This window comes from Pseudonocardia aurantiaca (assembly GCF_039526725.1).
Classification (GTDB): Bacteria; Actinomycetota; Actinomycetes; order Mycobacteriales; family Pseudonocardiaceae; genus Pseudonocardia; species Pseudonocardia aurantiaca.
Genome location: NZ_BAAAJG010000025.1, coordinates 313,007 through 323,918 on the forward strand (window position 1 = coordinate 313,007; position 10,912 = coordinate 323,918).

At 68.1% G+C, this 10,912-nt stretch carries 13 protein-coding genes; 9 read left to right on the forward strand and 4 right to left on the reverse strand.

Annotation, left to right across the window (positions count from 1 at the left end):
• Positions 1 to 62: 62 nt before the first annotated feature.
• Complete coding sequence (locus ABD143_RS30130; RefSeq protein ID WP_343984834.1) at positions 63 to 656, reverse strand: nucleotidyltransferase family protein; 594 nt, start codon at positions 654 to 656, stop codon at positions 63 to 65.
• Between the two features lie 108 nt (positions 657 to 764).
• Here ABD143_RS30130 and ABD143_RS30135 point away from each other — a divergent pair, with 108 nt between their 5' ends.
• Positions 765 to 1,370, forward strand: a complete 606-nt coding sequence (locus ABD143_RS30135) for a nucleotidyltransferase domain-containing protein (protein WP_343985017.1) — start codon at positions 765 to 767, stop codon at positions 1,368 to 1,370.
• Between the two features lie 176 nt (positions 1,371 to 1,546).
• Positions 1,547 to 2,368 (forward strand): alpha/beta fold hydrolase, encoded by an 822-nt coding sequence (locus ABD143_RS30140; protein ID WP_343984835.1) that lies wholly within the window; start codon positions 1,547 to 1,549, stop codon positions 2,366 to 2,368.
• Positions 2,369 to 2,437: 69 nt separating this feature from the next.
• Here ABD143_RS30140 and ABD143_RS30145 read toward each other — a convergent pair whose 3' ends face one another.
• Positions 2,438 to 2,971: a pyridoxamine 5'-phosphate oxidase family protein gene (locus ABD143_RS30145; RefSeq protein ID WP_343984836.1), complete on the reverse strand. Its 534-nt coding sequence runs from the start codon at positions 2,969 to 2,971 to the stop codon at positions 2,438 to 2,440.
• A gap of 286 nt (positions 2,972 to 3,257) precedes the next feature.
• Between ABD143_RS30145 and ABD143_RS30150 the strand changes: the two genes are divergently transcribed.
• Both ABD143_RS30150 and ABD143_RS30155 read left to right on the forward strand, forming a co-directional pair.
• On the forward strand, positions 3,258 to 4,055 hold the full coding sequence (locus ABD143_RS30150) for an alpha/beta hydrolase family protein (protein WP_343984837.1): 798 nt from the start codon (positions 3,258 to 3,260) through the stop codon (positions 4,053 to 4,055).
• Between the two features lie 226 nt (positions 4,056 to 4,281).
• Positions 4,282 to 4,857 (forward strand): dihydrofolate reductase family protein, encoded by a 576-nt coding sequence (locus ABD143_RS30155; protein ID WP_343984838.1) that lies wholly within the window; start codon positions 4,282 to 4,284, stop codon positions 4,855 to 4,857.
• 318 nt (positions 4,858 to 5,175) lie between these two features.
• On the opposite strand, the gene ABD143_RS30160 is transcribed toward ABD143_RS30155, so the two are convergent.
• Positions 5,176 to 6,609 (reverse strand): MFS transporter, encoded by a 1,434-nt coding sequence (locus tag ABD143_RS30160; RefSeq protein WP_343984839.1) that lies wholly within the window; start codon positions 6,607 to 6,609, stop codon positions 5,176 to 5,178.
• Between the two features lie 118 nt (positions 6,610 to 6,727).
• On the opposite strand from ABD143_RS30160, the gene ABD143_RS30165 reads away from it, so the two are divergent.
• The gene (locus tag ABD143_RS30165) at positions 6,728 to 7,216 is read left to right on the forward strand and encodes a MarR family winged helix-turn-helix transcriptional regulator (RefSeq protein WP_343984840.1); all 489 of its coding nucleotides are present in this window, start codon (positions 6,728 to 6,730) and stop codon (positions 7,214 to 7,216) included.
• Between the two features lie 324 nt (positions 7,217 to 7,540).
• Here the strand turns inward: ABD143_RS30165 and ABD143_RS30170 are convergent, their stop codons facing one another.
• A complete protein-coding gene (locus ABD143_RS30170; protein WP_343984841.1) occupies positions 7,541 to 7,810 on the reverse strand; it encodes a hypothetical protein in 270 nt (89 codons plus the stop codon).
• Positions 7,811 to 7,860: 50 nt separating this feature from the next.
• On the opposite strand from ABD143_RS30170, the gene ABD143_RS30175 reads away from it, so the two are divergent.
• From ABD143_RS30175 to ABD143_RS30190, 4 genes are all read left to right on the forward strand, one after another.
• Positions 7,861 to 7,983, forward strand: a complete 123-nt coding sequence (locus ABD143_RS30175; protein ID WP_343984842.1) for a hypothetical protein — start codon at positions 7,861 to 7,863, stop codon at positions 7,981 to 7,983.
• Positions 7,983 to 8,201 carry a hypothetical protein gene (locus tag ABD143_RS30180; RefSeq protein WP_343984843.1) on the forward strand — a complete coding sequence of 73 codons (219 nt, stop codon included), beginning with the start codon at positions 7,983 to 7,985 and terminating at the stop codon, positions 8,199 to 8,201. Before ABD143_RS30175 ends, ABD143_RS30180 begins: the two co-directional genes overlap by 1 nt.
• A gap of 743 nt (positions 8,202 to 8,944) precedes the next feature.
• Positions 8,945 to 9,712 (forward strand): FadR/GntR family transcriptional regulator, encoded by a 768-nt coding sequence (locus tag ABD143_RS30185; protein ID WP_343984844.1) that lies wholly within the window; start codon positions 8,945 to 8,947, stop codon positions 9,710 to 9,712.
• A 91-nt stretch (positions 9,713 to 9,803) separates the two neighbouring features.
• A complete protein-coding gene (locus ABD143_RS30190; RefSeq protein WP_343984845.1) occupies positions 9,804 to 10,901 on the forward strand; it encodes an enolase C-terminal domain-like protein in 1,098 nt (365 codons plus the stop codon).
• Positions 10,902 to 10,912 lie beyond the last annotated feature (11 nt).

Consider the following 10,912-nt stretch of genomic DNA (forward strand, 5'->3'; position numbering starts at 1 on the left):
CTATACCGGCCCCGCCGACCCACTCCATCTGCCGCCGGCCCGGTCGGGGTCGGCGCGTCCGGCTACCCGGTCACTCCCACCGAGTCGGGCCAGGGATCCACGACCAGACTCGGCCACTCCTGCTGCCACCGTCGGGCCTTCGCCTCGTACACCGCGCGCGGCGCCAACCGCGGATTCGGACGCACCCGCATCGCGAACAGGTCCGCGTACCCGTGAGGCGCGTAGTCGACCAGCTCACCTCCGGGCGTTCGAGACACGCCGAAGCAGCACGTCGTCGACGCGAAGTGGTCGATCGCGTCCGCTGAGCTGGTAAATCGCACCCCCGGGACGCCGAAGCGCGACTCGTACCAGAGGTGCACGCGCGCTTCGTTGCGGACCTCCACCACCACCCCGAGCTCAGCGAACAGCGCGGCGGCCTTGCGGATCACCACGTCCTCGGCCTCGTAGGACAGGTCCGAGGCGTCGTAGTAGAAGAAGTCGTAGTCGGCTATCCCGGCGCCGGGGCTACGGCCGTCCAGGACGTTCCACACGGTCTGGAACACCGCCCCGGCGGTCAGCCACCAGTCCGGGACACCGAGCGCCGGCGCGCGGTCGAGGATCGCCGCATTGATCGAATTCCGCTGGACGAAGTCGAGGAAGCGGGCACGCTGATCCATGATCAGCAGTCTGGCGCAGCGGACCGCCAAGCACCGCGGGCTCCGCCCGCACCGACGCCGCTTCGGAGATCACCACCGGCACACTCGTCGTGGGAGGAGCGGAGCGTGATGGGTGCTGATCTCGGGCGCTGGGTGCCGCTTCCACTGAACGAGGTGGCTGGCCTGTTCTCGTCGTTCCCGGGGACGTGGTGGATTGCGGGCGGGTTTGCTGTTGAGCTGGCTGTCGGGCATCCGGTCCGGGACGAGCACGGCGACATCGACGTCGGTGTCGTTCGCTCCGATCACCTCACTCTCCACGATGTGCTCCGAGGGTGGGAGTTGTGGGCGGCCGACCCACCGGGGTCGCTCCGTCGCTGGAGCCCAGGCGAGCAGCTCCCAGCGCACGTGCACGATGTCTGGTGCAAGCAGGGGCCGGAGGCGCCGTGGGGCCTCCAGGTGATGATCGACGACACGGATGGGGACGAGTGGGTCTCGCGTCGGGACTCGGCCGTACGCCGGCCGCTGGCCGAGATCATCGGCGTTGGTAGCTCGGGCGTCCCTTATCTCATCCCAGCAGTGCAGATGTACTACAAGGCTGCCAGGCACCGTCCGAAGGACGATGTTGACCTTCGGGCTGTGCTGCCCGTCATGACTGGGGAGGAGCGCCGGTGGTTGCGGGCAACGGTCGAGGCCACGTTTCCGGGGCATCCGTGGCTTTCGGTCGTCCACGGGTAGGTCTGCTTGCGGACTATGCGCGGACGCGGACCGTCTGTCCGTAATTGTGCGAAGTATGGCGGGCCGTGCGGGGCCAGACACCGGCTGCGCGAGCACGCTCGACGTAGGTACTGGAGCGCAATTTCGGATCGATTAGCAGAACTGGTCGATGCGATCCCAAAGACGAGGAGATCACCATGCCGACAATCACCACGAACGACGGGGCCGCTATCTTCTACAAGGACTGGGGAAGTGGCCGCCCGGTCGTTTTCAGTCACGCCTGGCCGCTCACCGCGGATGCCTGGGACCCCCAGCTCAACTTGGTGGCGGGGACTGGCTACCGAGCGCTAGCCCACGATCGGCGGGGCCACGGCCGCTCCGACCAGACGTGGGAGGGCAACGAGATGGACACCTACGCCGACGACCTGGCCGCGTTACTGGACCAGCTCGACATCCGCGACGCAGTCCTGGTCGGGCACTCGACCGGCGGCGGGGAGGTGGTTCGCTACCTCGCTCGCCACGGTCAGGATCGGGTCGCGAAGGCCGTCCTGCTCGGTGCGGTCCCGCCGCTGATGCTCAAGACCGACGACAACCCCCACGGCGCCCCGATGGAGTCGTTCGACGCGATCCGCGCCAGCCTGGCGAACGATCGGTCGGCCTTTTACAAGGAGCTCTGCGAGCGGTTCTATGGGTTCAACCGCGCTGGAGTCGCTGCGTCCGACGGCAAGCGCGACGAATTCTGGCTGCAAGCCATGCAGGTCGGACTCAAGGGCGCACTGGACTGTGTGAAGGCGTTTTCGGAGACCGACTTCACCGAGGACCTTATGAAGATTGATATCCCGGTGCTCGTTGCGCACGGTGACGACGACCAGACCGTGCCGATCAAGGCGTCGGGGCTGCGTGCCGCCGCGCTGCTGTCGAACGCGACGCTCAAGGTGTACCCGGGAGCACCCCACGGCCTGCACGGCGCGTTCGAGCAGGAGTTCAACAGCGACCTGCTCGCCTTCCTTGCCGGCTGACCCCGGGCGATTCATGGCGGCAGTTGATCTTCTTGGTCGCTCGTCAGGCTGCTGTGGGCCTGGCCGTGCCTAGGACGCGCGCGCCGCCCCGGCGATGAGCCGGTCAGGGTCGGAGGCGTAGACGGTCATCCACGTTGGCCGGAGCCGGTAGTAGACGACGTCGGACCAGTCGAACGACTCGTCGCCGTACAACGTGTGCAGGTACTCGTGGATCGCCGGCCAGTCGGCGTGGCCGTGGCCGTCCACTGGGTTGAGCTCCTCGACGACGCCGTGGACGAACACGCCGAGCTCCTCCCCGCGCAGGTGCGCGACGCTCGCGGCCGGCCGCGCCCGCAGGTGCCGCGCCTTCGCCGCTCCCCGGCTGGTGCCGAACACCCAGCGGCCGTGCAGCAGGTGCCCGTCAACGGCGCTGACGCGCGGCTCGCCCCGCGCGGTGACTGTGGAGAGCACGAGGACGCACATGCCGGTGAGCACGCCCACCAGCTGCTCGGCGGTTAGGCTCCGCTGGCCGGTGATGATCGACTGCAGGTGCGCTGTCGAGCGCCCGAGCGAGGTGTCGATGAGGGTCTGCAGCTCCCGGAGCTCCGCCTTGGTTTCGTACACACCACGAGGGTGACACCTAAACCTGACAGGTCCTGTCGGCGAATCGCGTGGATCTTCCCCAGTCACCGCTGGACCTTCGTCTCGTAGGCCTAACGCGGAGCCAACCGCGGGTTTGGACGCAGCAGGGCGGCGCGGTCGGGGGTATAAGGGCTTGAGCAGCAACGGAACGCCGATGGCGTGATCTTCTGGCCGACCGGCACGACAAACCCGAGCGGCCCGCCGCGCTGATTTCCGCTAGTGGCGTAACCGATTCCGCGGCACGCGGCGGTAGACCTACCGTCGCCGCATGCACTTACCGATCACGGGCACGGCCGCCGGCGTCCCGTTCACCGCGCTGCCGCCGGCCGACGACGGCCCCGCGCCGCTGATCGTCACCTGGCACATGCTGGACGCGCCGAGGTCGAACGCCGCGTTCGCTGCCGCGTTGCCGATGAACGACCTGCCCGCGTGGCGGGTGCACCTCGGCATGCCGATGTGCGGGGCGCGCATGGTCGACGGCAGCATGGCCGCCGGCTTGGAGTTGATGCGCAAGGACGTCCTGATGTCCTTTCTGTACCCTTTCGTCCGACAGGCGACCGAGGAGTTCCCAGCCGCGCTGGCGTCGATCCGTGCGCAGCTGCCGGTCGATGACGGCCCGATCGGCGTGCTGGGCGGGTCGCTGGGCGGGGCAGTCGCGCTGCGGATCCTTGCCGACACCGAGATTCCGGTCTTCGCCGGCGCCGTCGTCAACGCCGCCATCCGGATGCGGTCCGTCGTCGAACTGTTCCCGGGCGACTACCGGTATGACGCCGAGTCCGAGAAGGCCGTCGACAGCCTGGACTCCCTCCCCAAGGCGGGCGTCATCGCCGGTCGCGCGCCGCTGCTGGTCGTCAGCGGCGAGCTGGATCACGCGGCGCTTCGTGCCGACGCGTTCCGCCTCGTCGACGCTTTAGGGAAACGGTCCGAACTGCTGTCGATCCCTGGGTTGGCGCATCCCCTCGCCGACGAGCCTGGCATCGAGCCCGCGCCACAGCTGCCACTGGCTCGCGAGGTGGACGCCGGCCTGACCACGTGGTTCCGACGCCACCTCACGGATGCAGGCTAGGCGACGCCGGCGACCTGCTTGGTGCTCAACATCCTCAAACCGTCGGGGCGCATCTGGTTCGGCGCGCTGAAGACATGCGCCAGGGCTTGCCGACGAAGCCGCTCCCCAAGGCCGACACGAACTCCGAGCGCACCGAGAAGAAGAAGGTCCGTCGGTCGTGTCGAACTTGCGTGCCGCTCTTCGACGCACAGGTGAAGATCGAGATCAACTCTGTGAGGATGAAGCCATGCGCACCCTGATCACTACCGCCTTCGTCTCCCTGGACGGCGTCGTCGAGGCCCCCGGCGGGGAGGAGGGCTACCGCAACGCCGGCTGGACGTTCAAGGACATCGAGTTCTTGCCCGAGGCCTACGAACTCAAAGGCCGCGAGCAGGATGAGGCCGCCGCGATGATGATGGGCCGGGTCAGCTACCAGGCGTTCAGCCCGGTCTGGCCGACGATGACCGAGGACTTCGCTGGGTTCAACGCGCTGCCCAAGTACGTCGTGTCTTCCACGCTGAGCGACGACGACCTCGTGGACAACTGGGGCGAGACGAGCATCCTGCGGTCCCTGGACGAGGTGGCAGCCCTGAAGGAGACTGAAGGCGGGCCGATCATCGTCCACGGCAGCGCCACGTTGAACCGCAACCTGTCCGACGCGGGCCTGATCGACCGCTACCACCTGCTGGTGTTCCCGGTCCTGCTCGGCGCGGGCAAGCGGCTGTTCAGCGACTCCGACGTCGACAAGAGCACGCTCAAGGTGCTCGAGAGCGAGTCCTACCCCAACGGCATCCAGAAGCTGGTCTACGACGTCGTCCACTGACCCGCCGCGGCAGAGCCCGAAAGCGAAACCTCAGGTCCCACTTGGACGGTGGGACTTGGGGTTTCGCTTCGTAGCGGATTATGCGCGCCGAACCCGGGTCTCCGACCCGTCGGCACAGTGGCCGCCGCCCCGGTCGCTAGACGGTCGGCCCGATGTCGAACACGGGGCTCAGGGAGACCGGAGCGCCTTTGTTCGATGCTCGGGACGCCTTCGGCACGGGCGGCTGGAACAGGTGGGGAGGGCGGTCCAGGGTGGCGATCTCGACCTGCTCCACGGTCCGGGTCCGCCGTTGTTCCTCCCCCTGGCTCGGTGACAGCGTCACGCATTCCGTGCTCGGGAATGAGTGCTGAGGGTGAGGGAGAGCGCGGCGCTGACGACGAGCACCGCCACGATCGTGAGTGTGCTGGCAGTGAAGGCCGCGGGATAGCTACCGGTGTCCAAGCCGCCGAAAAAGATCGAGCCGAGCACCGCGACGCCCACCGCGCCGCCGAACTGCTGACTGGTGTTCCAGATACCCGACGCCGAACCGGCGTACTCGGGTGGCACTGCGGCGAGGAACAGGGTGACCAGCGCCGGCATCACGAGGTTGATTCCGACGCCGAGCGCGAACAGACCGGGCACCAGGGACCAGCTGCCGACGGCGTGCGACGTGGACTGTGCGGCAGCGAGCACCCCGAGCGCGCCCACGCTGGACAACAGGCATCCGACCAGCACCACGAGTCGGCCGAACCGGATTGTGAGGCGGCCGGTGAACGGGGCGATGACCAGGCTGCCCGCTGAGAACCCGATGGTGACCAACCCGGCGTCCAATGGGGAGTAGCCCTGCCCGTCTTGCAGCCACAGCGCGAACACCAGCAGGAACCCGCTGAAGCCGGCGAATGCGAGTAGCTGCACTGTCAGCCCGGCGGCGACGGCCCGGCTCCGGAACAGTTCCACCGGCAGCAAAGCGCCTGCGCGCCATGCCGGTCGTCGGTGCTCGGCGAACGCCAGCCCCGCGACCGCCAGGACGCCGGCGGCCAAGCAGACCCAGCACCAGATGGGCCACCCATAGCCACGGCCTTCCAGCAATGGGAACACGATCGCGACCAACGCGGCGGTGAGGATGCCGGCGGCGAACCACCGCGGCCGGGTGCCGCCCACCACGCGACTCTCCGGCACCAGCCATGCCCCGGCTGCGACCAACAGGACGGCGACCGGCACGCTGACCAGGAAGATCGTGCGCCAACCAAGTCCGGCGACGTCCGCAGTAATCAGCGCACCACCGAGCACCAGGCCCCCAGCCTGTGCGAATCCGGCGACAATGCCGAACGCACCGAAAACCGTGGCCCGCTCGCGGCCGTGGAACATGGTGTACAGGGTGCTCATCACCTGCGGGGCGAGTACCGCTGCGGCCAGGCCCTGCGCGGCACGGGCCGCGATCAGCTCCGCCGGATTGTGCGCGACACTGCACCACAGACCGGCCAGGCCGAAGGCGGTCAATCCGACGAGGAAGACCCGCTTGCGACCCCACAGATCGCCCAGCCGGGCTGCGGTGATCAACGCCACGGCGAACGCGAGCAAGTAGGCCGCCGAGATCCACTCCAGCTCGGTGGGGCTGGCGCGCAGGTCGCGCTGGATCGCGGGCAGCCCGACGTTGACGATCGTGACGTTCAGCAGGTCCAGCATGAACGCCAGGACCAGCACGACCATCGCGGCCCAACGGCGCGGATGCACTTCCGAGCTGGGCTGAGTAGAGAGTGCTTCAGCAGTCACGCTGTGCTCCTGACTGGCGAGGACATAAAATCGCGTGAGCGCGACATGGTCGCCCGCGCGACTATGTCGTTTGGACGACTTTGTCGTGAGGACGACAGACTAGGTACGGAGGCCGCCGATGGCAAACGAGTCGCTTACCGCGGGCAGGTGGGCATCGACCATCGCTGCCGCCGCGCGCCGACACGCGGCGGCGTCAGCGCGGTTCGACCATGATGTGGGCGCTCGGGCGGGACTGACGCTGAGCACCTGTGAGGCGAACTTCGTCAACCTCCTGTACCTGCACGGCCCGCTCAGCCCGGGACGCCTCGGTCAGCTCGCCGGGATCAGCTCCTCAGGCACCATCACCGGAGTGATCGACCGCCTGGAGCAGGCCGGCTACGTCCGCCGGACACGTAGCACCGAAGACCGCCGCAAGGTCACCGTCTCGTTGAACAGCGACTGGCTCGACCGGGAGAACGCGCCACGGTCGAAGAGTCTTGCCACCGTCCTCGCCGACTACGACGAAACCCAGCTCGCCCTCATCGCCGACTTCCTCACCCGCCTCGCGGACGTCGAAACCGACGCCACCGTCCAACCCCGAACGCCAGACGGGCCGATCGACCAGTGAGCGCCGCTGCGGGGCGACGCCGACGGAGCCCGCACACAGCGCCCCGCCGCCGCGGCGGGTGTTCTCCGTTACGCGGAGGGGTCTTTCAGGTGCATCCGGATGTGTGGTGGCGGCCGACCCCCGCGGGTGTCGAGCGCTCCGCATTCCGTCCCTCGGGCAAGCTGCTCAGGCAGCGCCCGGCAGCATCGGCAGGGTTGCCGACGTTCGCGAGCTGATAGGTCAGCGACGACAAGAGCTGACCGGCTAGCACGTCGTTCCCGGCCGCCTGAGCGGCCGAAGCCCGTGTGGCCGCGGTCGACGGGGTGTGACCTCTGCCGGGGAGGGCTATGCCTCCTCCTGATCATCACCAGCCAGGTACGGACGCGCCCAGTCGTGGGCGGTCATCGCAGGGATGCCGGTGAGACGGCTGATTTGCGGCCAGCTCAGCCGCCTCCGTTGGTACAGAGCAGCCACTGCACGGCCGATGCCCTCCGGAGCAGCCTTCCGGAGTGCTCCCCAGGTGGCGATCAAGCTCAGGAGTTCATCGTCCGACAGCGTGTCGACTTCACGGGACAGCAGACGCGCCAGCTCTGCGACGTCGGCTGCCTCCTCCACTCGGGCAGTTTCGGCAGACACAGGCTTACGGCTCCCGTAAGGTCATCCCGGTGAGCTACGTGTATGCGGTTCTTGCGGCCCGTCCGGATGACGTCGGCGCCGAGGAGCAGTCGGTCCGAAAGGCCCGGCCCGGCACGATATACCCGGTCGCCGACCTGGCCGGGGGTGCTTGATGGCAGACCCGTTCTCACGAGCCCAGCGCTGGGACACGCGAGTCGTGTTCATCGAGAAGCGGCAACGGTGGTGGTGGAACGCCTGGCGGCCGTCCACCCTTACCGAGCTGTACGGCTTCGCTGACTCCCAGGAGGAGGCAACGCAGGCGATGTACCGGGCGATCGAGCAAGCGGAACCGTCGCCCGCCCTGGACGTTCCTCGCACCGAGTACCCGTAAGGGCAACGGCCCGTGATCGAGGACGGCTCGTGCCTCCCGCAGCCCCGAGACGACCAGTCCCTGAAGTTCTTGCGTTACTGCTTTTCGCCGCGCTCCGGTCGCGCGGGAGAGCATCGATCTGCTGCCGCAGCTTCTCCACGTCCCACCGGAACTGGCCGGTCGGCAGCGTCATCGGGTGCAACGACGCCGGGGCGGGGGACGCCGCAGACGGCGTGGCCGTGCTCCTTATGGACGCTCGCCGACGCGGCGCGCCAGGTCCGGGTGCAGCGGAAGACGCGGAGCTAGCCGCCGGGCGCAGACGCGCCCGAGAGCAGCGGAATGACAGTCGCCGTCGCAGTAGGTGGACATGTGTGCCGTTTCGACCCAAGGGGGGAGCGGGTGCGGCGTGAATGGGTCGTCGCCACGGTGCCGAGCCCTGACGCGCCAGGTCGCCGCTCTGGGTCACGACCGCCGGCCCTCGCTGCCGGTCCCGTGCGCCACAGCCATCCCGTCGCCATCCCATCCGACTGTGATGGTGCGCCCCCGTGGCCCAGACTGCTTGCCGAGGATCCGGTCCTCTTGGCGACATCTCCGGTGGATAGATCGGATCAATGAGTGCCGTTACGTGCAGAGGTACACCTGTATGTCCGTTTACTCAGCCGAAGCTGACGGCTTACGCAAACTCTTCTTCCGCTCCGGTGCTCCTGGGTGCATACTCTGCCGACATAGAGCAGATCTATCCGTGAGCGGAGCGGGGGCCACTGGTGGCAGGCGCGGGGAACCCCGGCGACGGCGAACGTGTCGGCGACTCCGACCGTTACCGTCCCGGCTATGAGCTGGTCGCGGAGCAGGTGCTGGCCTACATAGCCGAGCATGACCTACGGCCCGGCGACCGGCTCCCGACCGAGAAGGGGCTCGCCGAGACTCTCGGCGCCACCCGCAACGTGACGAGAGAAGCGGTCAAGGTGCTCGCCGCGATCGGCAGGCTCAGCGTGCGCAAGGGCGCCGGCATCTTCGTCGCCTCTTCTGAACCGCCCGCCGGGGCACCGAATGGGACGTTGGCGCACTTCCAGCCCACCGACCTGCAGCAAGTGGTGATGCTCCTGGACTACCGTCGTCTGATAGAGGCGGAGACGGCCCGGCGGGCGGCGAGTCTCGCCGCGCCGATTCAGGTGCGTTCACTCCGGCAGTACGCCGAGCAGTCTGCCGTGGCGGCGACAGAGGGCGACGTCAAGGGTTTCGCCGAGGGCGACGCGCTCTTCCACGATGCGGTCGGCGCCGCCGCGCAGAACGTGTTCCTGCAGGCCGCAGTTACGAACATTCGCCGGTTCGCGGCGCAGTCTGACGTGCTTCTGTTCCACGGTGACGTACCCGGCTCGCTCGAAGTGGCCGGTGCGCAGCACGTCGGCATCGCCGAGGCCATCGCGGCCGGGGATCCGGAGAGCGCAGCGAAGCTGATGACCGAGCACGTCGATACCACCCGTGAGCAGTTCGAACGCCGGATCCGCTTCAGATTGACCCCCAGCACATAAAACGGACGCCCGGGGCAGTACGAGCTGCAGTTCTGCGGCGGCTTTGCAGCCGCTCCGCTGTGAGCAGCGCCTATCCGAACAGAAAGTCAGCATGAAGATCACGCATGTCGAAGTCCACCGGGTCCATGTCCCGGCGGCCGACCCCCCGTTCCGCTGGCGGCACGGGCTGGGCGGGAGCGCCCCTGCGGGTGACGGCGCGGTTCTGCGCATCGGCACCGACGACGGCGCCGAGGGTGTCGCGCTGTTCGCCCGGCCGGGTGCGGCGGTGATGCTCGAGGACCTCGTGGAGCGCGTGTTCCGCCAAGAGCTGATCGGGCAGGACCCGTTCCAGCGCGAGTGGTTGTGGCACCGGGTGTGGGAGCTTGACCGGATCCAGGAGCTCCCGCTGCCCACGCTCGGCCTGATCGACATCGCCCTGTGGGATCTGGCAGGCCGGGTGGCCGACCAGCCCACCTGGCAGGTGCTCGGCGGGTTCCGCACGGAAATCCCGGCGTACGCATCGACATCGACCTTCGCCACCACCGAAGAGTTCCTCGACGTGGCGGATCAATGCCTCGAACTCGGATACCACGGCATCAAGCTGCACGCCTGGGGCGACGCCACCCGGGACGCGGCGCTGTGTGTCGCGCTGCGTGAGCATGTCGGCCCGAACGTTCCGCTGATGTACGACGGTTCGGCCGGATTCGACCTGCCGGACGCCATCCGGCTCGGCCGCGTGCTCGGCGAGGCAAATTACCTCTGGTACGAGGAGCCGATGCGCGAGTTCAGCATCACCGCGTACCAGCGACTGGCCGACGCGGTCGGCGTGCCTCTGCTGGTGGGTGAAACGTCCGACGGCGCGCACATGAACTCCGCCGATTTCATCCAGGCGGGCGCGGCGACGTTCGGAGTCCGCACGAGCACGACGTTGCGCGGCGGCATCACCGGCGCGATGCGGACGGCTCACTTGGCTGATGCCTATCGAATTCGCGCGGAGGTGCACGGTTCGGACATCCCCAACCATCACCTCTGCATGGCAATTTCGAACACCACCTACTACGAGTCGCTCGTAACCGCGCACACCGTGGTGCGGGAGCGGCACGTCGACGCCGCAGGGCTGGTGCACGCACCGCAGGGGCCGGGCATCGCCCTGCCCGCCGAACTCGACTTTGGCCCTGAGCTCAGCCGCTTCACAGAGCCGGTCGCCTGAACCCCGTTGAT